This window comes from Methylobacterium organophilum, assembly GCF_022179465.1.
Classification (GTDB): domain Bacteria; phylum Pseudomonadota; class Alphaproteobacteria; order Rhizobiales; family Beijerinckiaceae; genus Methylobacterium; species Methylobacterium organophilum.
The window spans coordinates 184,154-210,871 of sequence record NZ_BPQV01000008.1; the positions used below are offsets into that span (position 1 = coordinate 184,154).

Sequence of the window (26,718 nt, forward strand, 5' to 3'; positions counted from 1 at the left end):
CTTGAAGCGGGTCAGCGGGCCGGCCCCACGAGCCGGTCGAGAATGTCGTCGAGGGCGCTCTGCCAGGGCCGCGGCTGGATGCCGTAGGCCTCGGTCAGGCTCGCCGTCGAGAGCTGCGAATTGGCGGGACGCCGGGCGGGTGTCGGATAGGCGCTGGTCGGGATCCCCTCGACGGGGATAGACCGGCCGCCCCGCCGGGCGCTGCCCGCGACGATGGCCTGGGCGAAGCCGTGCCAAGTGGTCACGCCGTCGTTGACGCAGTGGAAGGTGCCGGTCGGCGCCTGCGGGTCCCGGGCGAGGCGCAGGGCGATGGTGGCGAGCGCCGCGGCGAGATCGGCCGCGGAGGTCGGGCAGCCATGCTGGTCGGCGACCACGGTGAGCGTGTCGCGCTCGCCGGCGAGCCGCAGCATCGTCTTGACGAAGTTGCCGCGATGCGGGCTCACCACCCAGGCCGTGCGCACGATGGCGTGGCGCGGATGGGCGCTGCGCACCGCCATCTCGCCCGCGGCCTTGCTGGCACCGTAGACGCTGCGCGGGCCGATCGGCGCGTCCGGGGCATAGGCCCCCTCCCCCGCTCCGTCGAAGACGTAGTCGGTCGAGACATGGACCAGGGGGATGCCGGCCCGGGCCGTCGCCGCCGCCAGATAGGCCGGAGCCAGGGCGTTGAGGCGCCAGGCCGCCCCGACCTCGCTCTCGGCCTTGTCGACCGCCGTGTAGGCCGCTGTGTTGATCACCGCCGCCCAGGGCCGCTCGGCCACGGTCGCCGCGACCGCCGCCTCGTCGGTGATGTCGAGGCTGGCCCGGTCCGGGGCCGAGAGGCGCACGCCCTCCGGCCAGGGAAAGGCCTGGAGTTCGGTGCCGACTTGGCCCGCACCGCCGAGGATCAGGATCTCCATGGGCGTCGCGTCAGGCGCTCTTGCGGGCCGGGGCGAGGCCGAGGCGCTCGCCGGAATAGCGGCCCTCGCGGATCGGGCGCCACCAATCCTCGTTGTCGAGGTACCATTGCACCGTGTCGACCAGCGCCTCCTCGAACACCTTCGTGGGCGCCCAGCCGACCTCGGCCTCGGCCTTGGAGGGGTCGATCGCGTAGCGCCGGTCATGGCCCGGGCGGTCGGCGACGAAGGCGATCAGGCGCTCGTGCGGCCCGTGCTCGGGGCGCAGCCGGTCGAAGGCCGCGCAGAGCGCCTTCACCACGGCGAGGTTGTTGCGCACCGAACGGCCGCCGAGCAGGTAGGTCGCGCCGAGCCGGCCGCGCTCGAGCACCGCGACGAGGCCGCGGGCGTGATCCTCGACATGGATCCAGTCGCGCTCGTTCAGGCCGTCGCCGTAGACCGGCAGGCTCTTGCCCTCCAGGGCGTTGAGGATCATCAGCGGGATCAGCTTCTCGGGGAAGTGGCGCGGCCCGTAATTGTTGGAGCAGTTCGTCACCAGCACCGGCAGGCCGTAGGTCTCGTGCCAGGCCCGCGCGAGATGGTCCGAAGCCGCCTTCGAAGCCGAGTAGGGGGAGCGCGGGTCGTAACGGCTGTCCTCCGTGAAGAAGCCCCCAGGCGGCAGCGAGCCGTAGACCTCGTCCGTCGACACATGAAGAAACCGGAAGGCCGCCTTCGCCTCGCCGGTCAGGCCCTCCCAGTAGGTGCGGGCGCCGTCGAGCATCACCTGGGTGCCGATCACGTTGGTGCGCACGAAGGCGCCCGGGTCGGTGATCGAGCGGTCGACATGGCTCTCGGCGGCCAGATGCATCACCGCGTCCGGCTTGAAGTCGGCATAGAGAGCATGGACGGTCGCCGGATCGCAGATGTCGCCCTCCACCAAACGGTGATGGGAGCTGCCCTCGAGCGGCTTCAGGGAGATCGGATTGGCCGCATAGGTCAGGGCGTCGAGGGTGGCGACCTCATGCCCGAGATCCTGCACCAGGTGCAGCACCAGAGCCGAGCCGATGAAGCCGCAACCGCCTGTCACGATGATACGCATCGCTCTCTTTCCCCCCTGAAATCGCGCTGGCCCCGTCGCCGTACCGGCGGGCGATCACCGGCCTAGAACACGGTTCCGAGCGCGGCGAGCCGCGGCGCGACCTTGTCTTTGCCCGAGAGGATCGCCTCCGCTTCGGAGACCGGCCAGTCGATGCCGATCTCGGGATCGTTCCAGAAGAGATTCCGGTCGTTCTCGGGGCTGTAGTAAGCATCCACCTTATAGGCGACCATCGTGTTCGGCTCCAGGGTGCAGAAGCCGTGCGCGAAACCGGCTGGCACGAAGAGCTGTTCGCCACTCTCCGCGTCGAGGCGCACCGCCACATAGCGGCCGAACGTCTCGGACTTGCTCCGGATGTCGACGACCACGTCGAGAATGCTGCCGGCCAAGACGCGGACCAGTTTGGCCTGGGCGGCGGGCGGCGTCTGGAAGTGCAGGCCCCTGACCGTGCCGCGCGGCGCGGAGAAGGACTGATTGTCCTGAACGAAGACGTTGTGAATGCCGGCCTCGGCGAGCTGATCGACCCTGAACGTCTCGGAGAACCAGCCGCGATCGTCACCGAAGCGCTTCGGGATGACCCGCTTCACCGCGGGAATCTCAGTCTCGATGACGCGCAATAGATTGCTCTCTCGCTCAGCGTTGCCGCATCAGGCCGTGCCGGGCCGGCGATCCGCCCCCCGATGATGCACCGCACCCACTGCCCTTGATCGCCCCAAAGCGGGCGAAGTCAAGGCACAGCGGTTCCGGCACGCGGCCGGCCCAGCCTTGCGGGCCGGAAGCTCGGCGGTCTATCCGGTGGCGAGCCGGCGACCACGTTTCAACAAGGCCGGCCTCGAGGGAGGATGCACCATGGCCCGCCGCGCCGGAACCGTCGGCCTTGTCCGTTCCACCGCCGTCGCCCTCTGCCTCGGCCTCTCGGCGGGATCCGCCCTCGCGCAGAAGGCAGCGGATCCCAGCGGCCTCTGGCTCACCGAGACCAAGGGCTCGCGGGTGAAGATCGCCCCCTGCGGCGCGGGCTATTGCGGCACGCTGGCCAGCATCGGCGGCGGCGAGCTCGACGTGAACAACCCGGATCCGGCGCTGCGCAGCCGCAAGCTCGTCGGCATCCAGATCCTCGACGCGCGCACCCCCGCCTCGGGCAGCTACGAGGGCAGCCTCTACAACCCGAAGGACGGGAAGACCTATTCGGGCAGCCTCACACCCAAGGGACCCGACACCATCGAGGTGGCGGGCTGCGTGCTCGGCGTGCTCTGCAAGCGCCAGACCTGGACCCGGGTGCGGTAAGCCTCGGCCGGGGCGTTCAGGCCGCGGCCAGCGCCTCCGCGATGGCGTCGAGGGCCGCACTGGCCCCGGCGCCGTTGGGGCCGCCGGCCTGGGCCATGTCGCGGCGCCCGCCGCCGCCCTTGCCACCGAGATGACCGGCGCCCGCGCGGACCAGTCCGACCGCGTCGTAGCGCTCCGTCAGATCCTCGGTGACGCCGACCACGAGGCCGGCCTTGCCGTCCGGCGCGACGCCGACGATGGCGACGATGCCGGAGCCGAGGCGGCTCTTGCCCTCGTCGGCGAGGCCCTTCAGGTCGCGCATCTCTACGCCCTCGACCACCCGGGCCATCAGCTTCACGCCGTTGACCTCGCGCGCGGCATCGCCCTCTCCGGCGCCGCCGCCCATGGCGAGCTTCTTGCGCGCATCCGCGAGTTCGCGCTCCAGTCGGCGCCGCTCCTCGATCAGGGCGGCGAGACGGTCCGAGACGTCGGCGACCGGGGCCTTGAGCTGGCCGGCGAGCGCGGCGAGCGCGCGGGATTCCTCCGCCCGGTGGCGGCGGGCGGCGTTGCCGGTCATCGCCTCGATGCGGCGCACACCGGCGCCCACGGCGCTCTCGCCGAGCACGGTGATCTGGCCGATATCGCCGGTGCGGCTCACATGCGTGCCGCCGCAGAGCTCGATGGAGAAGTTCGGCAGGCGGCCGCCTTCCACGAGCGCCCCGTCGTCGTCCACCGGCTTGCCCATGGAAACCACGCGAACCTCGTCGCCGTATTTCTCGCCGAACAGGGCGCGGGCACCGGACTCGATCGCCTCGTCCACCGCCATCAGCTTGGTCACCACCGGGGCGTTCTGCAGGAGGACCGCGTTGGCGATCTCCTCGACCCGGGCGAGTTCCGCCGGCTCGATCGGCTTGGGATGGCTGATGTCGAAGCGCAGGCGCTCGGGCGCGACGAGCGAGCCCTTCTGGGCGACGTGGTCGCCGAGCACCTGGCGCAGGGCCTCGTGCAGGAGGTGCGTCGCCGAGTGGTTGGCGCGGATCGCGGCGCGGCGGCCGTGATCGACCTTCAGCTCGACCACATCGCCCAGGGAGAGCATGCCCTCATCCACCGTGACGTGATGCACGAACAGGTCGCCGAGCTTCTTCTCGGTGGCGGTCACCCGCGCCTTCAGGCCGGGTGCGCCGATCGTGCCGGTATCGCCGACCTGGCCGCCGGACTCGCCGTAGAACGGGGTCTGGTTGACGACCACGAGCCCGGTCTCGCCGGCCCGCAGCGCCTCCACCTCGGCCCCCTCGCGGATCAGCGCACCGACCACGCCCTCGGCCTCCTCGCTCTCGTAGCCGAGGAACTCGGTGGCGCCGGTACGCTCTTTGATGCCGTACCAGACCGTCTCGGTGGCCGCCTCGCCGGAGCCGGCCCAGGCGGCGCGGGCGGCGGCCTTCTGGCGCTGCATCGCGGCCGAGAACGCCTCCGTGTCCACGCCGATGCCACGGGACTTGAGCGCGTCCTGGGTCAGGTCGAGGGGGAAGCCGTAGGTGTCGTAGAGGGTGAAGGCGGTCTCGCCGGACAGGTTCTGGCCGGCGGTGAGATCGCGGCTCTCCGCGTCGAGGATCGACAGGCCGCGCTCCAGCGTCTTGCGGAAGCGGCTCTCCTCCAGGCGAAGGGTCTCGGAGACGAGGGATTCCGCACGGGCCAGCTCGGGGAAGGCCTGACCCATCTCGCGCACCAGGGTCGGGACGAGGCGGTACATCACCGGCTCGCGGGCGCCGAGCAGTTCGAGGTGGCGCATGGCCCGGCGCATGATCCGGCGCAGCACGTAGCCGCGGCCCTCGTTGGAGGGCAGGACGCCGTCGGCGATCAGGAACGAGGTCGAGCGCAGGTGGTCGGCGACCACGCGGTAGGAAGCCACCGTGGCCGGATCCGGCGCCCGGGACACCGCATGGGCGACGGCGTCGATCAGCGCGCGGAACAGGTCGGTGTCGTAGTTGGAATGCACGCCCTGGAGGATCGCGGCCATGCGCTCCAGGCCCATGCCGGTGTCGATCGAAGGCCGCGGCAGGGGATTGCGCACCCCCGGCTCGACCTGATCGTACTGCATGAAGACGAGGTTCCAGAACTCCAGGAAGCGGTCGCCGTCCTCGTCCGGGGAGCCGGGCGGGCCGCCGGCCAGCGCCGGGCCCTGATCGATGAAGATCTCCGAGCAGGGGCCGCAGGGGCCGGTATCGCCCATCTGCCAGAAATTGTCCGACGTCCCGATCCGGATGATCTTGCCGTCGGAGAAGCCGGCGATCTTCCGCCAGAGGCCGGCGGCCTCGTCGTCGTCCGCGTAGACGGTGACGAGCAGGCGCTCCGGGGACAGGGCGAATTCCTTGGTGATCAGCGTCCAGGCGAACTCGATCGCATCGGCCTTGAAGTAGTCGCCGAAGGAGAAATTCCCCAGCATCTCGAAGAAGGTGTGGTGGCGGGCGGTGTAGCCGACATTGTCGAGGTCGTTGTGCTTGCCGCCGGCGCGCACGCATTTCTGCGAGGAGGTCGCCTTGACGTAGGGGCGCTTCTCGATCCCCGTGAAGACGTTCTTGAACTGCACCATACCGGCGTTCGTGAACATCAGGGTGGGGTCGTTCTTCGGCACCAGCGAGGACGAGGGAACCACCGTGTGGCCGGCCTTGCCGAAGTAGTCGAGGAAGGTCGACCGGATCTCGTTGACGCCGCTCATCGCTCAGAAAGGTTCGATCTGGATGCCCGGGCCGCGAAAGCCGCCCCGTTTGGGCCCTCATACGGTGCGGGCGGCCCCGAGTCACGGGAGCATTTCCGCAGAGGCTCCGGCCGCCCCTGTCCCGGGCGCCGGAGCGCCGGCGCGGAACCGTCCGAAGGAGCACGCGCGCTCAGCCCTCGTCGCCGGCGATCTCCGCCTTGGCGTCGGCGACGAGACGGGCGAGGCCGGCATCGACCTCCTCGCCGAGCATGATCTGCTCCGCCCCGGTCAGGTCCGTGGCCCAACGGCCACTGGCGAACCCCTCCTGACAGCGCGCCCGCTCCGCCTCGATGGCGGCCTCGGTCTCCGGTCCGGCGACCCGCATCGCCTGCACGAAGCCGAACCAGGCGGCGCGCTCCACCACGGCGAGGCGGGCGCGCAGGCGGATGGCTGCGGCCTTGTCGAGGCCGATCTCGTCGGAGGACATCGCGGAGGATCCGGGGCTCAGCGGCGCTGTTCGCAGCGGGTTTTCACGTAGGTCGTCTTGTCCTCGCCATGGCCCGCGCTGGCCGCGAGCACGGGGCCCTGGATCAGGCATTCCTGAAGCGAGTGCGCCGGCCCCGTGATGACGTCGAGGGCCGTCTCGCGCGAGCAGTCGGGAGCCTGGACGGAGGCGGCGCAGACCAGGGCGACGACGAGGATCGAATTCATCATGCGGCTCTCATCCTCTTCGGCGAGATCGTTCCGAAGAGGCGCCTGCCACCACGGTCCGTTGCAGGATAACCGGCAAAGCGCCCGCACGGCCCCTGTCTTTCGGCCATCCGTTCCTGCGTCACACCACCGCGGACGGATCCGGAGCGGTGTCCGACGCTTCTCGAGGCGCACCGGCACGCTTCGTGCAACATGTTTCCCGCGGGCGACTTGTCCTCACGACGCCGCACCGCGCCGGGACCGCCGCCATGCGCATCCGCACGCAGGTCACCTCCGACGGAATCTGGACCGTCTTCGTGGACGAAGATCTCTGCATCAGCGGCTTGACGGGGCCGGAAGCGGAAGCGTTCCTGGCAGCGTTCAACCGCGTCTCCGCAAGTCACTGAAATGACACACGAAAGTCATCTGCCCCAAAAAAGTCGCAAGCCGGGCCTGTCTTCCGCAGCTCATGCAAGGTCGTTGCGAGGAGACGGCGATGTCTTTCGAAGTGATCTTCACGCAGTCCGCCCAGGAACTGGTCGAAGGCCGCGGTGATCTCCCCGATCTCGAAGAACGGGCCCGAGACGCGATTGCGGAACTGCCTGGAGAAGGACTGGAAGCGCTGGAGCGGCACCTGTTCCATGCCTTCGCGCTGGATGACGGCACCGAGATCATCTGCTCGCTGACCGGGGCCGGCGCCGTGCGCGTCGATGCCTGCGAGGCGGAAGCGGAGGCCGCCTAAGGCGGCCTTTGCCGGAACCGGGCGGCCCGCCCCGAGCTTCCTCCGACCGTCGGAAACGAAAACGGAGGAAACGATGTCCGAGGAGACGGTCGGAGTCTCGGCGGAATTCCCGACCCTTGAGGCCGCGCATGCGGCCCGCGACCGGCTCGTCCGGTCGGGGTTCGCCCGCAACAGCATCACGATCGAGCGGGACGAGGAGGAGCTCGTCGTCTCGATCCCGGTGCGGCCGGAGAACCGGCGGCGCGCCGCCCGCATCCTGAGGGGCTCCGAGATCCTGGAGACCGTGCGGCATCGCGGCGGCGAGGCGGCCGGCACCCTCGGCGGCGTGCCGGTGCTGGCCCTGGCGATCGCGGGTCTGGCCGGCTTCGCCCTCTACGGGCTCGCCAACCGCCGCTGATCCGCCTCGCCCCCGAAGCGGATTCGGGCCTCGCTCACGCGCCCGGCGGGAAGAACCGGTTCGCCGGGCGCGGCAGGCCGAGATGCTCGCGCAGCGTGTGGCCCTCGTATGCCGTCCGGAACAGGCCGCGGCGCTGCAGTTCCGGCACGACCTGATCGACGAAGGCGTCGAGCCCCTCCGGCACGAAGGGGAACATCACGTTGAAGCCGTCGCAGGCCTCGCCCTCCAGCCATTCCTGCATGTGGTCGGCGATCTGGGCGGGGGTGCCGACGAAGCTGAGCCCACCATAGCCACCCACGCGCTGGGCGAGCTCGCGCACGGTGGCGCCGGTCTTGCGGGCATAGGCCACGATCTGGGCCTGACCGCTCTTGCTCGCATTCGTCTCCGGAATCTCCGGCAGCGGCGCGTCGAGGTCGAAGCCGGAGGCATCGGTCCCGAGCCGCACCGAGAGATTGGCGAGCCCGCTCTCCACCGGTACCAGGGCGTCGAGGCGGGCCTTCTTCTCCTGGGCCTCCGCCTCGCTCACGCCCACCACCACGAAGGCGCCGGGCAGGATCTTGAGATGGGCCGGGTCGCGCCCGGCCCGGGCCATGCGGCCCTTCACGTCGGCGTAGTATTCCTGCCCCGCCTCCAGCCGCGAGGCCGAGCCGAACACCATCTCCGCGGTCTCCGCCGCGATCTGCCGCCCGGCCTCGGAGGCCCCCGCCTGCACGATCACCGGCCAGCCCTGGACCGGCCGGGCCACGTTGAGCGGCCCCTTCACCTTGAGGAATGCGCCCTTGTGGTCGAGGGTGTGGAGCCTGTCGGGGTCGAAATAGAGCCCCTGCTCCACATCCCGCAGGAAGGCGTCGTCGGCCCAGGAATCCCACAGGCCGGTCACCACGTCGAAGAACTCGCGGGCGCGCTGGTAGCGGGTGGCGTGGTCGAGATGGGCGTCGCGCCCGAAATTCAGCGCCTCGTCCGGATTGCCGGAGGTGACGAGGTTCCAGCCCGCGCGGCCCTTCGAGATATGGTCGAGCGAGGCGAACTTGCGGGCGATGTGATAGGGCTCGTTGTAGGTGGTGGAGGCGGTGGCGATCAGCCCGATCCGCTCCGTCACCATGGCCAGCGCCGGCAGCAGGGTCAGCGGATCGAAGGAGGTGACGGTCGCCGAGCGCTTCAGGGCCTCGATCGGCATGTTCATCACGGCGAGGTGGTCGGCCATGAAGAAGGCGTCGAACTTGCCCGATTCCAGCTTGCGCGCGAAGCGCACCAGATGCTCGAGGTTGAAGTTCGCGTCCGGGAAGCCGCCGGGATAGCGCCACCAGGCGGTGTGGATGCCGATAGGGCGCATGAAGGCGCCGAGATGCAGTCTCTTTCGCTGAGGGCTTGAGTTCACGCTGGCCTCCGGCGTCCCGATCGCTTCGAGACTTCCGATATGTTGCGCGAAAGGCGGCTGGCCAACCGGGGCCGCGGGCGCGCCCACGCACGGCAGACCTGCGCCGGCCGGGTCATGATGCGGCCCCGCCCTGACCGATTTCCGTCCCGAGACCCGTAGGGAGACCCGCATGACAGGCCCCGCCACCGCGCCCCGCGCCACGCAGGACGTGCCCTATCGCGCACTCAACGGCTGGTGGGCGCTCCTGCTGTCCCTGCCCTGCCTGGCCTTCGGCGCCCTGTTCTTCCTCGGCGGCCTCGGCACGCTGCTCGGGCGAGGCAGCGGTGGCGTGGCCTTCCTCGGGGTCGCCGTGCTCGCCGGCCTCACCGGCCTGGTGCTGCTCGCCGGGCTCATCACCCTGAAGCCCCGCCAGGCCGCGGTGCTCACCCTGTTCGGGCGCTATCACGGCACCATCGCCCGGGACGGCTTCTGGTGGCGCAACCCGCTCACCGCGGTCGCCAAGGTCTCCCTGGCGACGGAAGCGCAGGAGACCAAGATCATCACGGTCAACGACCTGATGGGCAACCCGATCACCATCGCGGCCGCCGCGATCTGGCGCGTGCAGGACGCGGCGCGGGCCACCTTCGATGTCGGCAGCTACCGGGACTTCGTCTCGCTCCAGGCGGAGGCGGCCCTGCGCAACATCGCCTCGACCCGGCCCTACGACCACGAGGAGGCGGAGAATCTCGGCCAGGAGGCCGGCGACGCCAAGCGCCGGCTCGCGGAGAAAGCAACCCGGGTCGCCTCCCTGCGGGCCGATCGCGACGCCATCCATGCCGACCTGATCGGCAAGCTCGGCCAGCGGGTCGGCGTGGCGGGCGTCATCGTCGAGGACGTGCGGCTCACCCATCTCGCCTATGCGCCGGAGATCGCCGGCGCCATGCTCAAGCGCCAGCAGGCGGGCGCCATCATCGCGGCCCGCCGCCAGATCGTGGAGGGCGCGGTCGGCATCGTGCGCGACACCATCGCCCGCCTGGAGCAGCCGGAGGACGGCCGCCCCGGCATCTCCTTCGACGAGCAGGGCCGCGCCAGCATGGCCCAGACCATGCTGATCATGATCGTCGGCGACCGCGAGGCCACGCCGGTGGTGAGCGTGGGGAAGGGGTAGGGCCTGAGCCGTCTCAGATATCCAGCTCCGCCCCGTCCGCGAACGCGGCCCGCTCCTGGATGAAGGCGAAGCGGGCTTCCGGCTTGTTGCCCATCAGGCGGTCCACCGTGTCGCCGGTGGATTCCCGGGCCTCGTCGAGGACCGCGACGCGCAGCAGCGTGCGCTTCTTCGGGTCCATCGTCGTCTCCTTGAGCTGCGCGGGCATCATCTCGCCCAGGCCCTTGAAGCGGCCGATCTCGACCTTGCCGTTCTTGAACACGGTCTTGATGAGCTGATCCTTGTGGGCGTCGTCGCGGGCATAGGCCGTCTTGGTGCCCTGCTGCAGGCGGTAGAGCGGCGGGATCGCGAGATAGAGGTGGCCCTTGTCGATCAGCTTTGGCATCTGCCGATAGAAGAAGGTGATCAGGAGCGAGGCGATGTGGGCGCCGTCCACGTCGGCATCCGTCATGATGATCACCTTCTCGTAGCGAAGGTCCGCATCGCGGAAATTCGCCCCCGTGCCGCAGCCGAGCGCCAGGGTCAGGTCGGAGATGAGCTGGTTGGCGCCGAGCTTGTCGCGGGAGGCCGAGGCCACGTTCAGGATCTTGCCGCGCAGGGGCAGGATCGCCTGGGTGGCGCGGTCGCGGGCCTGCTTGGCGGAGCCGCCGGCCGAGTCGCCCTCGACGATGAAGATCTCCGAGCCGGCGGTGCCGGCGGCCGAGCAATCGGCGAGCTTGCCGGGAAGCCGCAGCTTCCGGGTTGCGGATTTGCGGGCGACCTCCTTCTCCTGGCGGCGGCGCAGGCGCTCCTCGGCCCGGTCGATCACCCAGTCGAGCAGCTTGTTGGCCTGGGCCGGCGAGGCGGCGAGCCAATGGTCGAAGGCGTCGCGCACAGCGGTCTCGACGATGCGCGAGGCCTCCACCGTGGCGAGCTTGTCCTTGGTCTGGCCCTGGAATTCCGGTTCGCGGATGAAGACCGAGAGCATGGAGGCGCAGGTCGCCATCACGTCGTCGGTGGTCACGGCCGTCATGCGCTTGGCCTGGTTCACGCGCTCGGCATGCTCGCGCAGCGCCCGCAGCAGGGCGACGCGCAGGCCGCTCTCGTGGGTGCCGCCCTCGGGCGTCGGGATCGTGTTGCAGTAGGAATGCGAGACGCCGTCCTCGGCCACCATCCAGGCCACGGCCCATTCGAGGGAGCCGTGGGAGCCGGGCTTGGTCACCTTGCCGGCAAAGATCGCGTCTGTGACGAGCTCCTTGCCCTCGATGTCGCGGGCGAGATAGTCGCGCAGGCCGCCGGGGAAGCGGTGCACGGCCTCGGCGGGCACGTCCTCCAGGCCTTCGAGGAGGGCGGGGGCGCAGCGCCAGCGGATCTCGACGCCGCCGAACAGATAGGCCTTGGAGCGGGCCATCTTGAACAGGCGGCGGGGGTCGAACTTCAGCGAGCCGAAGATCTGCGCATCCGGGTGGAAGCGCACCCGCGTGCCGCGGCGGTTCTGCACCCGGCCCACCGTCTCCAGCGGGCCCTGGACGTGGCCGCGGGAGAAGCACTGGCGGTAGAGGGTCTGGTTGCGGGCGACCTCGACCTCCAGCACGTCGGAGAGGGCGTTCACCACGGAGATGCCGACGCCGTGCAGGCCGCCGGAGGTCTCGTAGACCTTCGAATCGAACTTACCGCCGGCATGCAGCGTGGTCATGATGACCTCGAGCGCCGACTTGCCGGGGAATTTCGGGTGCGGGTCCACGGGGATGCCGCGGCCATTGTCGGTGACGACGAGGGTGCCGCTCTCCTCCAGCTCCACCTCGATGAAGCTGGCATGGCCCGCCACCGCCTCGTCCATGGAATTGTCGATCACCTCGGCGAAGAGGTGGTGGAGCGCCCGCTCGTCGGTGCCGCCGATATACATGCCCGGCCGGCGCCGCACCGGCTCCAGCCCCTCCAGCACCTCGATGGCCGAGGCGTCGTAGCCGGCTTCGGCCGATTCGGGCGCAGCCGGCACGGGGGCGAGCTTGCGCCGCCGCTCGGCCGCCGGGTCGGAGATCCTGTCCTGCGCCGACATGTCGGCCGGCGCCTTGCCGGCGCCGAACAGATCGCGGGCGGGGTCGCTCACGCGCGGTCTCCGGGCATCTCGGGTCGATCGTGCTGCATGCGCCTTCATCCTTCTTCTTGTACCGGAACAAACCGGAAACAAAAAGACCTCCGCCGGGGGAGGCGGAGCTTGTCATCGTCTCGGACCTCGTCCGCGCTCCCCTCGGGAGGGCAGATCCGGTGCTCGCTCGAACGCCGTCTCATATCACGGCGCCGGACCCGGCCCAGGCAGGGGAACACATGGGCCGGATGCGGTTTCGGGGCGCCGCGCCTCAGGCGGCGCGGACGCTCCCGAGGAAGCGTGTCATCTCGGCACCGAGATGCTCGGCCTGCTGCGCCAGCGCGGAGGCCGAGGCCAGGACCTGGGTGGCGGCGGACCCGGTCTCCTCGGCCGCGCCCGCGACGCCCGCGATGTTGTGCGTCACCTCGCCGGCCCCCATGGCCGCCTGGGCAACGTTGCGCACGATCTCCTGCGTCGCCGCGCCCTGCTGCTCCACCGCGGCGGCGATGGTGGTCGCCACGCTGCTGATCTCGCGGATGCGCCCGGCAATCCCGCCGATCGCCTCCACCGCCTGGTCGGTCGAGCCCTGGATCTGCGCGATCTGGCGGCCGATCTCCTCCGTGGCGCGGCCGGTCTGGCTCGCGAGCTCCTTGACCTCGGCGGCGACCACCGCGAAGCCGCGCCCCGCCTCCCCGGCCCGGGCCGCCTCGATCGTGGCGTTCAGCGCCAGCAGGTTGGTCTGGCCGGCGATGGTCGAGATCAGGCTGACCACGTCGCCGATGCGGGCGGCGGCCTGGGACAAGTCCTGCACGAGCTGCGCGGTCTGGTTGGCCTCGCCCACGGCGATCCGGGCGAGATCGGCGGAGCTGCCGACCTGGCGGCCGATCTCATCGACGGAGGTGCCGAGTTCCTCCGCCGCCGCGGCCACCGCGTTGACGTTGGTGGCGGCCTCTTCCGCGGCGGCCGCGACGCTGGTCGATTGCGCCGCCGTCTCCCCCGCCGTGGCGCTCATGGTCTGGGCGGTGCCCTGCAGATCCCCAGCAGCGGCTCCGAGGCGCGCCACGATTCCGCCCACGGCCGCTTCGAAGCCGTCCGCAAGTTGTCTCATCCCGGCCTTGCGCTGCTCTTCGGCCGAAGCGCGGGCCGACACGGTCTCGGCCTCCAGCTGCCTGGTATGGAGGAGGTTCTCACGAAAGACCCGGATGGCGGCGGACATCTCGCCGATCTCGTCCCTGCGTTGACCGTAGGGGATGTCGAACGCGGTGTCGCCGCCCGCCAGCCGCCGCATCGCCACCGTCATCCGACCGATCGGACGGGACACGCCCGTGAAGGAATAGGCCGCGGCGCTGAGCGCCGTCAGGAGAGCAAGGGAGAGCATGATCAGCGTCGTGCGCCAGGCGGAGGCCTGCTCCGAGCGGATCGCGGCATCCGCGGCGCGGCTCGCCGCGAGGTTGATCTCGACGAGCTTCGCAGCCGCAGCGGTGACGGCGAGGTAACGGACCTGCATCGGCCCGGTGAAGAAGGCCATCGCCTCGGCTTGGCGATCCGCAGGGAAGGCGCGCAGCTCATCCCAATCCGTTTTGACGGCGTTCAGCTTGATCTGCAGGTCCTCGTAGATCGCCTGTTCCTCGGGCGAGACGATGAGCGCGCGGTAACCGTCGACCTTGGCATTGCGCTCGCGGATCATGTCGGTGACTTTGGCCGCACTCTGCGTTTTCCCGCTCTCGTCCAGCGCCGTCATGTAGCGGAACTGCCAGAGGCGCGTGCGCACGACGAGGATGTTGATGGCGTTCGCCTCGTTCATCGAAGGGATGGTGTTGTCGAGGAGTGCCGTCGTCTGGCCGCCGATCGCCTCCAGCTTCACCAGCGCCATCACACCCTGCGCCACCGACAGCACGAGCATGATCGCGAAGAGCCCAATTAGACTCTGCTTCAGCGAGACCTTCATCGTGAACCATTCGTAAAGAGATAATGCAAATTATCGTGCATTGCGGGAGTTAACGGCAATCTAAGATGACAACTCGAACCGGGAGTCGTCTCGCGATCCCCCCCGCGGAGTCGAGCGGCAGACCGTGCGGATGTCGTGGTCCGATGCGGCCCCGGACACCGTAGGGTCTCATGTCCGGAATGGCGCAGGGCATGGCTAACGAAAGGTTGCCGAGCGGGGGCGTTCAGGAACCTCTCAGGTGTTTGCGCGTTGAATCTCCAATGCTTAAGCTTGCGGCCGGCCCGCCAGCCAGGGAGATTCAGCCATGACCTCCGCCGCCGCACATGCGCGTCACCTCTCGCTGCTGCGCTTCGAGCAGGCGGCCGGCGAAGCCTTCGGCTGTCCGGTGGAGGCCGAGCCCCTGTCCCGGCCCTCGCTGTTCCTGACCCCCACGACTATCGCCTTCGCCACAGTCGCCACCGCGGTCGTCGCGACGATCGGGTATCTGGTCTGATCGCCCGTTCGTCGCGAGCACGGCAAGCCAAGCGAGGCCGTATCCGAAGAGATATGGCCAGCCATGCTGCGCAGGCTTTGGGCAGCTGAAGCGTGCACACGAGGACGGTCGCAGGAAACTCGGTGTCATCACCGTCCCGATGACCGTGACCGGCAGGACCTCTTCCCCTCGCTCAGGCCGCCGTCGGCAGGACGCAATCGCGGATGTCGCGGGCCAGGGCATCGACCCGGACGGGATCGGCGTCCCAGGCGAACATGAAGCGGGCCGCGCCGCCGATGAAGCCATAGAAATGCCAGCCCCGTTCTCGCAGGGCAGCCTGAACCGTCTCGTGTAGGTGGAGGAAGACACCGTTCGCCTCGACGGGGGCGGCAAGTTCGACTCCCGGAATGCCTGCCACCGCGTCGGCGAGGCGGCGGGCACAGGCATTGGCGTGGCGCGCATGAGCGAGCCAGGCCCCGCTTTCCAGCATCCCGACCCAGGGCGCCGCGAGATAGCGCATCTTGGACGCGAGTTGGCCTGATTGCTTGCAGCGATAGTCGAAATCCTCGGCGCGCCGGCGGTCGAAGAAGATTACCGCCTCGCCCATCCCCATGCCGTTCTTGGTGCCGCCGAAACACAGCACGTCGACCCCCGCCTTCCAGGTCAGCTCCGCCGGGCTCGCCTCGAGCGCGGCGCAGGCATTGGCGAACCGGGCGCCGTCCATGTGCAGATTGAGTCCGAGGCTGCGGCAGGTCTCCGAGAGCGCCGCCACCTCTTGCACGCTGTAGACGCGGCCGGTTTCGGTCGATTGGGTGATCGTGACGGCACGGGGCTTCGGAAAGTGGATGTCGCTGCGCTTCCCGGCGATGCCCCGCACGCCATCAGGCGTGAGCTTGCCCTCGCTCACGGGGGCAACGAGGAGCTTCGAACCGTTGGAGAAGAATTCCGGCGCACCGCATTCGTCGGTTTCGACATGGGCGGATTCGGCGCAAATCACGCTGTGGTAGGACTGGCAGAGCGCGGCGAGCGCCAGCGAATTCGCCGCGGTGCCGTTGAAGACGAAGAAGACCTCGCAATCCGTCTCGAACAGCGTTCGGAAGCCATCGGTCGCCCGCTGCGTCCAGGGATCGGCACCATAAGCGGGAGCGTGGCCCACATTCGCCTCGGCCATGGCTGCCCAGGCCTCCGGACAGATTCCGGCATAGTTGTCGCTTGCGAATTGCTGGGCAGTCGAATCCCTCACGGCGGCGCCTTCCAGAGTGGGAGCCAAGCGACGCGGATGCAGAGTTCCCGTTGGTTGCCGGAACGGCCACATCCCCTTTCCTCAAGAAAGGGCGCCACCTTGCCGGGTCGGCAGGTTGGCGTCGAGCGCCGGCTCGACTCGTGATGTTGTGAGGTCCAGTTATGCCGTCGGCGGTCTCCCGGCAATGGATCGCCGAGGTTGCATCGGGTGACGGGATCCTGTGATTCCGTGATCCAAGGAGAAGCGCCGCTATGCCCTATCGCCACGTCGTCGGGTCCCACGCTCACGTCTTCGCCGATCTCGGCACCCTGATGGCCAAGGCGAGCCCGATCCGCTCCGGAGATTGCCTCGCCGGCATCGCCGCGGAATCGGCCGAGGAGAACATGGCGGCCCGCTGGTGCCTCGCCGAGGTGCCGCTGAAGGAGATCCTGGCCCGTCCGCTGGTCCCTTACGAGGAAGACGACGTCACCCGGCTGATCCTCGACGGGCATGACGCTGCCGCCTTCGCCGAGATCGCCCACCTCACGGTCGGGGACTTCCGCGAGTTCCTGCTCACCGCCTCGTCGGAGACGCTGGCCCGCATCGCCTCGGGCGTGACGCCGGAAATGGCGGCGGCCGTGTCGAAGATCATGCGCAACCAGGACCTGATCCTGGTCGCCCGGAAGGCCCGGGTGGTCACCCGTTTCCGCAACACGATCGGGCTCCCCGGCACCATGGCCGTGCGGCTGCAGCCGAACCACCCGACGGACGATGCGGCCGGCGTCACCGCCTCGATCCTCGACGGACTGTCCTACGGCTGCGGCGACGCCGTGATCGGCATCAACCCGGTCTCCGATTCCGTGCAGACGCTGTCCGGGCTGCTGCGGCTGTTCGACGACATCATCACGCGGCTCGGGATCCCGACCCAGGGCTGCGTCCTCACCCATGTCACCACGACGCTGGAGGCGATGAATCGCGGCCTGCCGGTGGATCTCGTGTTTCAGTCGATCGCGGGCACGCAGAAGGCGAATGCGAGCTTCGGCGTCACCCTGGACATCCTGAAGGAGGCGCACGAGGCCGCGCTTGCCCTCAAGCGGGGAACGCTCGGGGACAACGTGATGTATTTCGAGACCGGCCAGGGCTCGGCCCTCTCGGCGGACGCCCATCACGGCATCGACCAGCAGACCCTGGAAGCGCGCGCCTATGCCGTGGCTCGCGTCTTCCGTCCGCTCCTCGTCAACACCGTGGTCGGCTTCATCGGCCCGGAATATCTCTACGACGGCAAGGAGATCATCCGCGCCGGGCTGGAGGACCACTTCTGCGGCAAGCTGATGGGCGTGCCGCTCGGCTGCGACGTCTGCTACACCAACCATGCCGAGGCCGATCAGGACGACATGGACACCCTGCTGACGCTCCTCGGCGCAGCGGGCTGCACCTACGTCATGGGCATTCCCGGGGCTGACGACGTGATGCTGAACTACCAGTCCACCTCGTTCCACGATTCCCTTTACCTGCGCGAGGTGCTGGGCCTGAAGCGGGCCCCCGAGTTCGAGGAATGGCTGCAGCGCATCGGACTCACCGACGCGGAGGGCAAGCTGCTGCCCGGCGGCGCCGGCCCGCGGCTGCTCGCCGCCGTGCCCGACCTCGCGGCGTGAGGGGCCTGCGATGAGCGACGAGGATCTCTGGCAACGGCTCGCCCGCCTCACACCGGCGCGGATCGGGCTCGGCCGGGTCGGAAGCGGCCTGCCGACACGGGAAGTGCTGCGCTTCGGGCTCGCCCACGCCCAGGCGCGGGACGCGGTGCACACGCCTCTCGACGCACAGGCCGTGGCCGATGCGATCGCAGCTCTCGGCTTTCCGACGGTGCAGGCGGCCTCCTCCGCCCAGGACCGTCCGACCTATCTGCGCCGGCCCGATTACGGCCGGCGGCTTGCCCCGGACGACCGCAGGGCGCTCACGGCGACGGAAACGGTCGATCTCGCCCTCGTCGTCGCCGATGGGCTCTCCGCCCGTGCCGTGCACGAGGGAGCCGCCAAGATGCTCGCGGCGCTCAAGCCCTATCTCGACAAGGCCGGCTGGCGCCTCGCCCCCGTCGTGATCGCCGTGCAGGCGCGGGTCGCGCTCGGGGACGATATCGGCGCGGCCCTGAAGGCCAGGGCGGTCGTGGTGATGATCGGCGAACGGCCGGGCCTGTCTTCGCCCGACAGCCTCGGCCTCTATCTTACCTTCGGCCCGAGACCCGGACGCTCGGACGCGGAGCGCAACTGCATCTCGAATGTGCGGCCCGCCGGGCTGTCCTTCGACCTCGCCGCGTTCAAGCTGAACTGGCTGCTCACCCAGGCTTTCGCCCGTGGCCTCTCGGGCGTGAACCTGAAGGACGAGAGCGACCACGTGCTGGATGCACCGCAGACCCGAGCCGCGATCGCCCCCTCTCAAACCGAAACGCCCGCCAAGCCGGCTTGATTCCCCACGCGGCCTGTCCCTTCGGCAGAGTGCGCGTCGGAATCGCGATCGAGAGGCGTGCCCGATTGCAACGCGATCGGACACGGATCTAGAAGCCCATCCATGCCGACCGACACCGAGAGCCGCCTCGACCGCCTGGAGATCCGCCTGACCGAGCAGGAGGCGGTCATCGACGATCTCAACGCTACGATTACCGCGCAGTGGCGGAAGATCGATCTGCTGGTGCGGCAGGTGCAGAAGCTGACCGAGCAACTGGAAGAGGCTGCGATCCGCGCGCCCTCAGGCCTGCCCGAGCCGCCGCCACCGCATTATTGAGCGGGGCGGTCGCCCAGCGGGTTCAGCCTTCCCGGATCAGCCGGGTCACATGGCCCATCTTGCGGCCGGGACGGGCCTCGCCCTTGCCGTAGAGATGCAGGGCGGCGCCCGGCTCGGCGAGCAGGGTGGCCCAGGTCTCGGCCTCGTCCCCGATCAGATTGTGCATCTCGACCCGGTGCCCGGCGGGAATGGCCGTGCCGCCGAGCGGCCAGCCACAGACCGCACGGACAGCCTGGGCGAACTGGGAGGTCTGCGCACCCTCGATGGTCCAATGCCCGGAATTGTGCACGCGGGGCGCGATCTCGTTGACGACGAGCCGGTCGCGGCCGGCCGGCCCCTCCACCTCGAACAGCTCCACCGCGAGCACGCCGACATAGTCGAGGGCCTCGGCGATGGCTTTGGCGATCTCCAGAGCGGCCCGGGTCGTCTCGGGATCGAGCCCCGGCGCCGGCGCCTGCGTCACCGCCAGGATGTGGTTGCGATGCTCGTTGGCGACCGGGGCGAAGGCCGCGAAGGCCCCATCGACGCCGCGGGCGGCCACCACCGAGATCTCCCGGCGGAAAGGCACGAAGCCCTCCAGGATGCAGGGCGCGCCCTTGAACGCGGCAAGGATATCGGCCGCGTCCTCGCCGGCGCGGATCGTGCGCTGCCCCTTGCCGTCATAGCCGAAGCGGCGCGTCTTGAGCACGGCCGGCCGGCCGAGGGCCGCGAGCGCCGCCTCGAGATCCGCGACGGTGTCCACCGCCCGGAATGGGGCCGTGGCGATGCCGAGCCCGTTCACGAAGGTCTTCTCCGTGAGCCGATCCTGGGTGGTGAACAGGGCCCTGGCGCTCGGCCGCACCGGCGCGTGCTCTTCCAGCACAGCGGCGGTCTCGTGCGGGATGTTCTCGAACTCGTAGGTGACGACGTCGACCGCATCGGCGAAGGCGGCGAGCGCCTGCGCATCGTCATAGGCCGCGATCGTGCGGGCCGCGGCCACGTCGAAGGCGGGGCTGTCGGCATCGGGGGCGTAGATATGCGCCTTCAGGCCATAATTCGCGGCCGCCAGGGCGATCATGCGGCCGAGCTGGCCGCCTCCGATGATGCCGATCGTGCCGCCGGGCCTCACCGCCGGGGTGCTGTCGCTGCTCATGTCCGTGCCGTCAGTCAGTTCTTGTCCGGCCTCACACGACCGAGGTGTCGGGACGCTCGGCGACGCTCTCGCTCTGCCGGGCGCGCCAGGAATCGAGGCGCTCGGCCAGGGCTGGATCGGTCAGGGCGAGCACGGCGACGGCCATCAGGGCGGCGTTGACCGCCCCGGCCCGACCGATCGCGAGCGTCCCGACGGGGATACCGGCGGGCATCTGCACGATCGAGAGCAGGCTGTCCTGGCCCGAGAGCGCCTTCGACTCGACCGGGACGCCGAAGACCGGCAGGGGCGTCATCGCCGCCGCCATGCCCGGCAGATGGGCCGCGCCGCCGGCCCCGGCGATCACCACCTTGAAGCCCGCCGCCCGCGCCCCCTTCGCGAAGGCGACGAGCCGGTCCGGCGTGCGGTGGGCGGAGACGATGCGCGCGTCGTAGGGAACCTGCAGCGCCTCCAGCGTCTCCGCGGCGTGCCGCATGGTCGCCCAGTCGGACTGGCTGCCCATGATGATCGCGACCGGGACCGCTCCCGTCATCCTCGTCGATGCCTTCGGTTCGAGGAAGCCCGGACCGCCGGTTGTCGCGGGGCCGGACCAAAGGCGCCGGATACAGGGGCCGCGCCCGGGCCGCAAGGCGGCGATTTTTTCGTGGCCGGCGCGCGCCGGCACGGAGCCGGGCGCAGCCTGCCGCGTTGTGGAGCAAACGGCCCGCCTGTGCGGCCGCGCACCCTCCATGGAACCCTACACAATGCCGAGCCACGGCCAGCCCCAGACCGCCCCGAAAGCCATCCACATCGACATCTACGACGCGAAGTCGCGCAGCCACTGGGCCGAGACCCTGGGCGTCAGCGACGAGCGCCTGCGCAAGGCCGTCCGCATGGTCGGCACGCGGCTCTCCAGCGTGACCGCCTATCTGGCGAAGTGAACGCTCCGAGGGGGCGGTCCGCGCCCCCTCCCCTCACGCGATGATGTCGGGCGTGAGCTGGTCCTCGAGATGGGTGATGCGGTCGCGCAGCACGAGCTTGCGCTTCTTCAGCCGCTGGATCTGCAGCTGATCCCCGGCGACGCTGAGCATCAGCGCCTCGATCGCGTCGTCGAGATCCCGGTGCTCCTCGCGGAGTCGGTTCAGCTCGGCTTCAAGATCGGGGCCGCCATCGTTCGCAACCTCAACCATGATGTTCACAAGCAGGGCTCTCTCAGGGGTCGCCGGACGGGGCGACCATGCGGCAAGGCCTCGCCCGGAGCAAGGCGGGACAGGGGCTTACCCCACGACGATGACGCGGCCTTGGGCGGCCCGAAGCGTTGCCGAAAAGACGCGCCGTTCGTGTAACGGAAATCTCAGTCTCGCGGCGGATTGATTTCGACAGGAAAGCGAATCCGTGGCACTCTGGGGGCGTCGGAAACGATGACAGGAGACGCCACTCATGTCCTTGCAGACGCATCTGAGCCAGCTCGAAGCGAAGCACGAAGCTCTCGAAAAAGAGATTCACGACGCCCAGCAAGCCCCGTCCATCGACGACCTCCGCGTCGCCGAGCTCAAGCGCAAGAAGCTGTTCCTGAAGGACGAGATCGAGCGGCTCAGGCCCGCGAGCCAGACACTTCACTAGCGTCTTCAACGGCATAGAGCGTATCGCGCGCCGCGCCCGGGCCCTCCCCGGCGCGGCGTTTTCGTTGGGAAGCGGGCGCGAAGGCGCTACATTCCGCGGCAAGAGGCCGGCGCCGACCGGCCCTCCACGGAGGAAACACGATGACGCCGGAGCCCCGCTCCTACCGGTCCGTCCAGGCCGCCGCGCTCGCCGATCCGGAGAGCTTCTGGTTGAAGGCCGCCGAGGCGCTCGACTGGGACGAGCGCCCGACCCGCGCCTACGCCTCGGAAGGCCTCGAAGCCGGCTCCGAGGCCGCGGCCCGAGGCTCCGAGGCCGGCCGATGGTTCCCGCGAAGCCGCCTGAATGCCTGCACCAACGCCGTCGACCGCCACGTCGCGAACGGCCGCGGCGACCAGGCGGCGATTCTCTACGACTCGCCCGTCACGGGCAGCAAGCGCCGCATCACCTATGCCGAGTTGCAGAACGAGGTCGCCCGCCTCGCCGCGGTGCTGGAGGATTTCGGCGTCGAGAAAGGCGACCGGGTCGTGCTCTACATGCCGATGGTGCCCGAGGCCCTGTTCGGCATGCTCGCCTGCGCGCGACTCGGGGCGATCCATTCGGTGGTGTTCGGGGGCTTCGCCGCCAACGAGCTCGCGGCGCGAATCGAGGATGCGGCGCCCAGGCTGATTCTCGCCGCCTCCTGCGGCATCGAACCGAGCCGCGTCGTCCCCTACAAGCCGCTCCTCGACGCGGCGCTGGCCCGCTCCGCCCACAAGCCGGAGGCCTGCCTGATCCTGCAGCGCCCGCAGGCCGAGGCGGCGATGACGGAGGGCCGCGACCACGACTGGCAGGCAACAATCGCCGCCCAGACCCGCCGGGCCGCGCCGGTGAGCGTGGCCGCCACCGACCCGCTCTACATCCTCTACACCTCGGGCACGACCGGCCGCCCCAAGGGCGTGGTGCGCGACACCGGCGGCTATTGCGTCGCGCTGACCTGGTCGATGGCCCATCTCTACGGGGTCAGGCCCGGCGAGGTCTATGCCTGCGCCTCCGACATCGGCTGGGTGGTCGGCCATTCCTACATCGTCTACGCGCCGCTCCTGCACGGCTGCACCACCGTGCTCTACGAGGGCAAGCCGGTGGGCACGCCCGATGCCGGCGCCTTCTGGCGTCTGGTCGCGGAGCACAAGGCCGCCGTGCTCTTCACCGCGCCGACGGCGCTCCGCGCGATCAAGAAGGAAGACCCCCGCGCCGAGCGGCTGAAGGATTACGACCTCTCCGGCTTCCGTGCCCTGTTCCTGGCCGGCGAGCGGGCCGACCCGGACACGGTGGCCTGGGCGGAAAAGGCCCTCGGCCGCCCGGTCATCGACCATTGGTGGCAGACCGAGACCGGCTGGGCCATCGCCGGCAACCCGCTCGGCATCGAGCCCCTGCCGGTGAAATACGGCTCCACCGCCCTGCCGATGCCGGGCTACGACCTGCACGTGCTCGACGAGGCCGGCAAGCCCGTGCCCCCGGGCACCATGGGCACCATCGCCCTCAAGCTGCCCCTGCCCCCGGGCTGCCTGCCGACCCTGTGGGGCTCCGACGAGCGCTTCCGCCGGAGCTACCTCGCCACCTATCCCGGCTACTACGACACGGCGGATGCCGGCGTGGTCGACGCGGAGGGCTACGTCACCGTGCTGGGGCGGACCGACGACATCATCAACGTGGCCGGCCACCGCCTCTCCACCGGGGGCATGGAGGCGGTGCTCGCCGCCCATCCGGACGTGGCCGAATGCGCGGTGATCGGCATCCGCGACGCCCTCAAGGGCGAGGCCCCCTGCGGCTTCGTGGTGCTGAAATCCGGCGTGCGGAAGAGCCCGGAGGCGATCGAGCAAGAACTCGTCGCCCGCGTCCGCGACGAGATCGGCCCCGTGGCCGCCTTCAAGCTCGCCGTCACCGTGGGCCGCCTCCCCAAGACCCGCTCCGGCAAGATTCTCAGGGCCACCATGAAGCGCATCGCCGACGGCCAGGATTTTTCCATGCCGCCGACGATCGATGATCCGGCGGCTTTGGAGGAGATTGGGGCGAGCTTGAAGGAGCGGGGGATTGTCAATCAGCAAACTGAGGAGATCTGACAAATCTTACTATTTAATTTGATCTTGGCCATTTATTCCAAAATATTCCCTAGAAAGATCTACGCCCATTGCATTATAGCCACTGGATTTATATTTTCGGAACTCAAATTTTGAGATGCCATTAAGTTTATTTTTGTAATACTCAAAATTACCGGTTTTATTGTGCGCGACTAGCTGTCGAATACAAGAGATCATTCCATTTACAACCGTAGTAGTAAGTAGTCTTCCATCGATTTTTTTATCAGCCGTCCATTTATCGCTCGGCAGATTATACTTAGCAGCACTTATAAACATATTTATTTCTGCAACACAATGGGCAATATATTCATCAAGAACAGCTCTATCAAATTTATCTTCAGTTATCTTATCTTTTGATTCGTGCGCCCAATTAGCATAAAATCCATCTTCTGATTTTATGCGAACAAGAGGCCTCAGGCCATAGCTGACAACAGTTGTTGTCTTTATCTTATTATTCTCCCAGAAATATTTCTGAAATTCTTTTGCCAGAGGTCCATTGCTGTTATTTATTTTATTAAGCACAGATCTGGCAATCGACTCAGCCGACGATGGCCGGAGTATTAACCCAATTTCTTGTTTCAATTCTGCTTTGGCACTTGATTGATTAGAGTTGATATCAAGAAAAAGCCTGGCTTCAAAAATCGCCTTGTCTTCATCTGAAGTGCCCAGCGGAAATAATATACCGGTAGCAAGCAAATTTTGTTGCTGCCGAAGAGTTGCAATTTTTGCTTCTTCAGGCCCTCCTTCATAGTAAGAAAAGACTCGATGCTGCCCATCGACCAATCCAATGGAATTATAGCCGGAACTGATAGAAACTGTCGCTGGTTCTGTCTTTTTTATAGAAGACACATCAATAGTTTTTCCATTGGCATCTAAGAGATTAGTATTATCAGGAAGAGTAACAATAATATTATTTATGAAAACACCCTTTTTATCCAACAGATGCCTTCGGATGGCCTCAACTTTTGCCCTGCTTATCATCCTTTGATAGATATTTCCCTCGGATCTCCATCCGTTGCGCCTGAGCACATATGCGCGCTCTAAAAGAGTTTCTGGGTCAACATAAAACGACACCACCTTGTATCCAACTGGAAAATGTGAATTAGGCTCCGGAAGGATGGAGCCTTGGAATGCCGAAGTTGAAATACTCCCAGGCTTAATAGCGCGCTCGCCAAATTCTTTGGCTTGCACCCCCATGAACTCTAAAAGCTCATATTTTGATGATCGCTTTACAGTCCCAGACACACTCAAAAAGTACTTTAAATACTCGTAATCGAAGTATATCACAGATGTGCATTTCTGCTTAGCCGTCGGCTTAAGTTCGTTACGCGACGCGTACAGAATAACAACCTTAAAATGATGATTGTCATATTTTTCATGAAAATACGCTTTTACATGGGAGAATTGGTATCGCAGATAAGCTACAAATTTTTCTTGTGATTTATTTATTTTGCTAAAGGGATAATTCTTTTTTAGAAGATGATCTGCGACATGACTTTCATTACTAGTAGTGTACTCAATCAACACGATTACATTTTCATGCACAAAAAAATCATCGAAATCAGTTTCTGCATCTTCAAATTTTAGAATTTTTCCTTCCATTTCAGGGATATGTGAAAAGCCGGCATTGCGAAAGACCTGTCGAATTTGCCGAATATGCTCACGTTGACGGGCTTTATCTTTTTTCTGCTGAGGAGTAAGTTTAGCTTTTTTTGTTTTTGCAGATTTTTTTTGGATACTCACAGCAGCCCTCTCCCTATCACACTTTTATGGCTGTCCACTCTTCCGGCACACGAGATACTCTTCCTGAACGACCTGGTTCATATATGGGTTTTCCTAAAGGCCTTAAACGAAGCTCACCTCGCTCCAGAGCAGTAAGCCGTTGGTTTGATAACTGGATGAACTCAGCATCGTGATCAATGCCAACACCACGTCGCCCACATTTGGTGGCGGCTATAATACTAGCTCCAGTTCCAACGAACGGATCCAAAATAAGATCATCTTGTTTTGTAAACGCAAGCACACACCGCTCAGCCAACTCCACCGGAAATTGGCATGGATGCAAAGTTTTTTCCACATGGTTTGCTTTTACATTTGGGATCTCCCAGATCGGATTCTCTAAAAAATCTTTTTTTGGAGAAAATTCCCAAAAATCAGATGGATTCTTCCCAAGCGGGTTGCCGCTGGGCAATCCAGCCTTACCCTCACCTTTCCTTGATGAATTACGTTTGCCTGGATAAATCTGAGGCACACGGACATCATCAAGATTGAATACGTATTTATCGGACTTGGTGAACCACAATAAAGTCTCGTATCTTCCTGAGAATCTATGCACGGCATTTCGACCGAAATTGAAACGCCAAATAATTCTGTTTCTGAGCTTTAATCCAAATTTTCTAAAAATGTCATAAAACATGCAATCTAGAGGTATCACCTCTTGATTTTTATTTGTCCAATTTCCGACCTGCCAGCACAAACTTCCATCTTCAGCAAGCATGGAAACGAGAGTTTCAGCGATTTTGGACTGCCAATCAATATACTCCTCAACAGATCTTCTGCTATCCCTTTCGTAAGACTTTCCTATATTGTATGGCGGAGATGTTATAATTAAATTGAAAGGTATTCCCTCTACTTGCTTAAGTCCACGAAGCACATCAGCATGAATTAGCCTAAAACGCTCCTCGCTTGACGCGAGCTTGAACGGAGCACCCACGATACCCCCAGAAATTGCCCATCATTTTTGATTCGTGACATAATTTCATACCGGAAAACAGCGGACACGCTACCTCTGAAAAGTGATCCACACCTGTTTGAGGCCACAAGTCCATCCCCCTTCTATCGACAGCATATTCTAGAACGGGAAACGTAGCAACAGCGCCGCTTAATCCCAATTGAATTTTGCGAGCAGGAACCAGATCTGAAATCATTTGAAAAATAGCCATAAATATATTTGTTTATTTGGCAAGGTTTTTACTATTATGGAAATAGTTGTCTAAGATATTTATTTATTTTGATTTATAATTGGCACACATTCTACTTAATCGCGATAAGACATTAATTGATATTTACAGAAATTGTGAGCTAATTTTTCGCCACTTGATTCGA

Annotated in this window: 27 protein-coding genes and 1 riboswitch; of the genes, 12 read left to right on the top strand and 15 right to left on the bottom strand. The window is 66.1% G+C overall.

The features are described from left to right. Positions 1-11: 11 nt before the first annotated feature. The 3 genes from rfbD to rfbC all read right to left on the bottom strand — a co-directional run bounded on the left by rfbD (position 12) and on the right by rfbC (position 2,585). Positions 12-896, bottom strand: coding sequence for a dTDP-4-dehydrorhamnose reductase (gene rfbD / locus MFF21_RS14815; protein ID WP_238311894.1), 885 nt, complete (start codon positions 894-896; stop codon positions 12-14). A gap of 10 nt (positions 897-906) precedes the next feature. After that, a complete protein-coding gene (gene rfbB, locus MFF21_RS14820) occupies positions 907-1,971 on the bottom strand; it encodes a dTDP-glucose 4,6-dehydratase (RefSeq protein WP_238311895.1) in 1,065 nt (354 codons plus the stop codon). 62 nt (positions 1,972-2,033) lie between these two features. Then, positions 2,034-2,585 carry a dTDP-4-dehydrorhamnose 3,5-epimerase gene (rfbC, locus tag MFF21_RS14825; protein WP_238311896.1) on the bottom strand — a complete coding sequence of 184 codons (552 nt, stop codon included), beginning with the start codon at positions 2,583-2,585 and terminating at the stop codon, positions 2,034-2,036. A 232-nt stretch (positions 2,586-2,817) separates the two neighbouring features. Here rfbC and MFF21_RS14830 point away from each other — a divergent pair, with 232 nt between their 5' ends. Then, on the top strand, positions 2,818-3,252 hold the full coding sequence (locus tag MFF21_RS14830; protein WP_238311897.1) for a DUF2147 domain-containing protein: 435 nt from the start codon (positions 2,818-2,820) through the stop codon (positions 3,250-3,252). Between the two features lie 16 nt (positions 3,253-3,268). Here MFF21_RS14830 and alaS read toward each other — a convergent pair whose 3' ends face one another. From alaS to MFF21_RS14845, 3 genes are all read right to left on the bottom strand, one after another. Next, positions 3,269-5,947, bottom strand: coding sequence for an alanine--tRNA ligase (gene alaS, locus MFF21_RS14835; protein ID WP_238311898.1), 2,679 nt, complete (start codon positions 5,945-5,947; stop codon positions 3,269-3,271). A gap of 169 nt (positions 5,948-6,116) precedes the next feature. Next, entirely contained in the window at positions 6,117-6,413 is a 297-nt protein-coding gene (locus tag MFF21_RS14840; RefSeq protein ID WP_238311899.1) for a hypothetical protein, read from the bottom strand. 17 nt (positions 6,414-6,430) lie between these two features. Beyond that, positions 6,431-6,637 (bottom strand): hypothetical protein, encoded by a 207-nt coding sequence (locus MFF21_RS14845; protein WP_238311985.1) that lies wholly within the window; start codon positions 6,635-6,637, stop codon positions 6,431-6,433. Positions 6,638-6,885: 248 nt separating this feature from the next. Here MFF21_RS14845 and MFF21_RS14850 point away from each other — a divergent pair, with 248 nt between their 5' ends. The 3 genes from MFF21_RS14850 to MFF21_RS14860 all read left to right on the top strand — a co-directional run bounded on the left by MFF21_RS14850 (position 6,886) and on the right by MFF21_RS14860 (position 7,755). Continuing rightward, positions 6,886-7,023 (top strand): hypothetical protein, encoded by a 138-nt coding sequence (locus tag MFF21_RS14850; RefSeq protein ID WP_238311900.1) that lies wholly within the window; start codon positions 6,886-6,888, stop codon positions 7,021-7,023. A gap of 89 nt (positions 7,024-7,112) precedes the next feature. Then, positions 7,113-7,358, top strand: a complete 246-nt coding sequence (locus MFF21_RS14855) for a hypothetical protein (RefSeq protein ID WP_238311901.1) — start codon at positions 7,113-7,115, stop codon at positions 7,356-7,358. Positions 7,359-7,431: 73 nt separating this feature from the next. Then, positions 7,432-7,755, top strand: coding sequence for a hypothetical protein (locus MFF21_RS14860; RefSeq protein WP_238311902.1), 324 nt, complete (start codon positions 7,432-7,434; stop codon positions 7,753-7,755). 34 nt (positions 7,756-7,789) lie between these two features. On the opposite strand, the gene MFF21_RS14865 is transcribed toward MFF21_RS14860, so the two are convergent. Next, positions 7,790-9,088: an LLM class flavin-dependent oxidoreductase gene (locus MFF21_RS14865; protein ID WP_238311903.1), complete on the bottom strand. Its 1,299-nt coding sequence runs from the start codon at positions 9,086-9,088 to the stop codon at positions 7,790-7,792. A 214-nt stretch (positions 9,089-9,302) separates the two neighbouring features. On the opposite strand from MFF21_RS14865, the gene MFF21_RS14870 reads away from it, so the two are divergent. Then, positions 9,303-10,280 (top strand): SPFH domain-containing protein, encoded by a 978-nt coding sequence (locus tag MFF21_RS14870; protein WP_238311904.1) that lies wholly within the window; start codon positions 9,303-9,305, stop codon positions 10,278-10,280. A gap of 13 nt (positions 10,281-10,293) precedes the next feature. Here MFF21_RS14870 and parE read toward each other — a convergent pair whose 3' ends face one another. Continuing rightward, on the bottom strand, positions 10,294-12,366 hold the full coding sequence (gene parE, locus MFF21_RS14875) for a DNA topoisomerase IV subunit B (RefSeq protein WP_373325025.1): 2,073 nt from the start codon (positions 12,364-12,366) through the stop codon (positions 10,294-10,296). 250 nt (positions 12,367-12,616) lie between these two features. Beyond that, entirely contained in the window at positions 12,617-14,293 is a 1,677-nt protein-coding gene (locus MFF21_RS14880) for a methyl-accepting chemotaxis protein (protein WP_238311905.1), read from the bottom strand. 304 nt (positions 14,294-14,597) lie between these two features. Between MFF21_RS14880 and MFF21_RS14885 the strand changes: the two genes are divergently transcribed. Beyond that, positions 14,598-14,786: a hypothetical protein gene (locus MFF21_RS14885; protein ID WP_238311906.1), complete on the top strand. Its 189-nt coding sequence runs from the start codon at positions 14,598-14,600 to the stop codon at positions 14,784-14,786. A 172-nt stretch (positions 14,787-14,958) separates the two neighbouring features. Here the strand turns inward: MFF21_RS14885 and MFF21_RS14890 are convergent, their stop codons facing one another. Next, positions 14,959-16,008: a threonine aldolase family protein gene (locus MFF21_RS14890; protein ID WP_283206536.1), complete on the bottom strand. Its 1,050-nt coding sequence runs from the start codon at positions 16,006-16,008 to the stop codon at positions 14,959-14,961. Positions 16,009-16,048: 40 nt separating this feature from the next. Further along, a riboswitch (SAM-I-IV-variant riboswitch) is annotated at positions 16,049-16,160 on the bottom strand. Positions 16,161-16,259: 99 nt separating this feature from the next. Between MFF21_RS14890 and MFF21_RS14895 the strand changes: the two genes are divergently transcribed. The 3 genes from MFF21_RS14895 (at position 16,260) to MFF21_RS14905 (ending at position 18,765) form a co-directional block, all read left to right on the top strand. Beyond that, positions 16,260-17,642, top strand: coding sequence for an ethanolamine ammonia-lyase subunit EutB (locus tag MFF21_RS14895; RefSeq protein WP_238311908.1), 1,383 nt, complete (start codon positions 16,260-16,262; stop codon positions 17,640-17,642). A gap of 10 nt (positions 17,643-17,652) precedes the next feature. Continuing rightward, positions 17,653-18,450 (top strand): ethanolamine ammonia-lyase subunit EutC, encoded by a 798-nt coding sequence (gene eutC, locus MFF21_RS14900; RefSeq protein WP_238311909.1) that lies wholly within the window; start codon positions 17,653-17,655, stop codon positions 18,448-18,450. 102 nt (positions 18,451-18,552) lie between these two features. Next, positions 18,553-18,765 carry a SlyX family protein gene (locus tag MFF21_RS14905; RefSeq protein ID WP_238311910.1) on the top strand — a complete coding sequence of 71 codons (213 nt, stop codon included), beginning with the start codon at positions 18,553-18,555 and terminating at the stop codon, positions 18,763-18,765. A gap of 22 nt (positions 18,766-18,787) precedes the next feature. On the opposite strand, the gene MFF21_RS14910 is transcribed toward MFF21_RS14905, so the two are convergent. Further along, positions 18,788-19,897 (bottom strand): 5-(carboxyamino)imidazole ribonucleotide synthase, encoded by a 1,110-nt coding sequence (locus MFF21_RS14910; RefSeq protein WP_238311911.1) that lies wholly within the window; start codon positions 19,895-19,897, stop codon positions 18,788-18,790. A gap of 31 nt (positions 19,898-19,928) precedes the next feature. Next, positions 19,929-20,426 carry a 5-(carboxyamino)imidazole ribonucleotide mutase gene (gene purE, locus MFF21_RS14915; protein ID WP_238311912.1) on the bottom strand — a complete coding sequence of 166 codons (498 nt, stop codon included), beginning with the start codon at positions 20,424-20,426 and terminating at the stop codon, positions 19,929-19,931. Positions 20,427-20,637: 211 nt separating this feature from the next. Here purE and MFF21_RS14920 point away from each other — a divergent pair, with 211 nt between their 5' ends. Beyond that, positions 20,638-20,814 carry a DUF3606 domain-containing protein gene (locus MFF21_RS14920; RefSeq protein WP_308445686.1) on the top strand — a complete coding sequence of 59 codons (177 nt, stop codon included), beginning with the start codon at positions 20,638-20,640 and terminating at the stop codon, positions 20,812-20,814. A 33-nt stretch (positions 20,815-20,847) separates the two neighbouring features. Here MFF21_RS14920 and MFF21_RS14925 read toward each other — a convergent pair whose 3' ends face one another. Next, positions 20,848-21,063, bottom strand: coding sequence for a YdcH family protein (locus MFF21_RS14925; RefSeq protein WP_238311914.1), 216 nt, complete (start codon positions 21,061-21,063; stop codon positions 20,848-20,850). A gap of 250 nt (positions 21,064-21,313) precedes the next feature. On the opposite strand from MFF21_RS14925, the gene MFF21_RS14930 reads away from it, so the two are divergent. Further along, positions 21,314-21,496 (top strand): YdcH family protein, encoded by a 183-nt coding sequence (locus tag MFF21_RS14930; RefSeq protein WP_238311915.1) that lies wholly within the window; start codon positions 21,314-21,316, stop codon positions 21,494-21,496. A gap of 140 nt (positions 21,497-21,636) precedes the next feature. Next, positions 21,637-23,595, top strand: a complete 1,959-nt coding sequence (locus MFF21_RS14935; RefSeq protein ID WP_238311916.1) for a propionyl-CoA synthetase — start codon at positions 21,637-21,639, stop codon at positions 23,593-23,595. 9 nt (positions 23,596-23,604) lie between these two features. On the opposite strand, the gene MFF21_RS14940 is transcribed toward MFF21_RS14935, so the two are convergent. Then, positions 23,605-25,356: a DGQHR domain-containing protein gene (locus MFF21_RS14940; protein WP_238311917.1), complete on the bottom strand. Its 1,752-nt coding sequence runs from the start codon at positions 25,354-25,356 to the stop codon at positions 23,605-23,607. 16 nt (positions 25,357-25,372) lie between these two features. Then, positions 25,373-26,326, bottom strand: a complete 954-nt coding sequence (locus MFF21_RS14945) for a DNA-methyltransferase (protein WP_238311918.1) — start codon at positions 26,324-26,326, stop codon at positions 25,373-25,375. Positions 26,327-26,718 lie beyond the last annotated feature (392 nt).

Coding starts and splice junctions, on each gene's coding strand:
- rfbD (WP_238311894.1), bottom strand. CDS start 896: ATGGAGATCCTGATCCTCGGCGGTGCGGGCCAAGTCGGCACCGAACTC.
- rfbB (WP_238311895.1), bottom strand. CDS start 1,971: ATGCGTATCATCGTGACAGGCGGTTGCGGCTTCATCGGCTCGGCTCTG.
- MFF21_RS14830 (WP_238311897.1), top strand. CDS start 2,818: ATGGCCCGCCGCGCCGGAACCGTCGGCCTTGTCCGTTCCACCGCCGTC.
- alaS (WP_238311898.1), bottom strand. CDS start 5,947: ATGAGCGGCGTCAACGAGATCCGGTCGACCTTCCTCGACTACTTCGGC.
- MFF21_RS14840 (WP_238311899.1), bottom strand. CDS start 6,413: ATGTCCTCCGACGAGATCGGCCTCGACAAGGCCGCAGCCATCCGCCTG.
- MFF21_RS14845 (WP_238311985.1), bottom strand. CDS start 6,637: ATGAATTCGATCCTCGTCGTCGCCCTGGTCTGCGCCGCCTCCGTCCAG.
- MFF21_RS14850 (WP_238311900.1), top strand. CDS start 6,886: ATGCGCATCCGCACGCAGGTCACCTCCGACGGAATCTGGACCGTCTTC.
- MFF21_RS14855 (WP_238311901.1), top strand. CDS start 7,113: ATGTCTTTCGAAGTGATCTTCACGCAGTCCGCCCAGGAACTGGTCGAA.
- MFF21_RS14860 (WP_238311902.1), top strand. CDS start 7,432: ATGTCCGAGGAGACGGTCGGAGTCTCGGCGGAATTCCCGACCCTTGAG.
- MFF21_RS14865 (WP_238311903.1), bottom strand. CDS start 9,088: ATGCGCCCTATCGGCATCCACACCGCCTGGTGGCGCTATCCCGGCGGC.
- MFF21_RS14870 (WP_238311904.1), top strand. CDS start 9,303: ATGACAGGCCCCGCCACCGCGCCCCGCGCCACGCAGGACGTGCCCTAT.
- MFF21_RS14880 (WP_238311905.1), bottom strand. CDS start 14,293: ATGAAGGTCTCGCTGAAGCAGAGTCTAATTGGGCTCTTCGCGATCATG.
- MFF21_RS14885 (WP_238311906.1), top strand. CDS start 14,598: ATGACCTCCGCCGCCGCACATGCGCGTCACCTCTCGCTGCTGCGCTTC.
- MFF21_RS14895 (WP_238311908.1), top strand. CDS start 16,260: ATGCCCTATCGCCACGTCGTCGGGTCCCACGCTCACGTCTTCGCCGAT.
- eutC (WP_238311909.1), top strand. CDS start 17,653: ATGAGCGACGAGGATCTCTGGCAACGGCTCGCCCGCCTCACACCGGCG.
- MFF21_RS14905 (WP_238311910.1), top strand. CDS start 18,553: ATGCCGACCGACACCGAGAGCCGCCTCGACCGCCTGGAGATCCGCCTG.
- MFF21_RS14910 (WP_238311911.1), bottom strand. CDS start 19,897: ATGAGCAGCGACAGCACCCCGGCGGTGAGGCCCGGCGGCACGATCGGC.
- purE (WP_238311912.1), bottom strand. CDS start 20,426: ATGACGGGAGCGGTCCCGGTCGCGATCATCATGGGCAGCCAGTCCGAC.
- MFF21_RS14920 (WP_308445686.1), top strand. CDS start 20,638: ATGCCGAGCCACGGCCAGCCCCAGACCGCCCCGAAAGCCATCCACATC.
- MFF21_RS14925 (WP_238311914.1), bottom strand. CDS start 21,063: ATGGTTGAGGTTGCGAACGATGGCGGCCCCGATCTTGAAGCCGAGCTG.
- MFF21_RS14930 (WP_238311915.1), top strand. CDS start 21,314: ATGTCCTTGCAGACGCATCTGAGCCAGCTCGAAGCGAAGCACGAAGCT.
- MFF21_RS14935 (WP_238311916.1), top strand. CDS start 21,637: ATGACGCCGGAGCCCCGCTCCTACCGGTCCGTCCAGGCCGCCGCGCTC.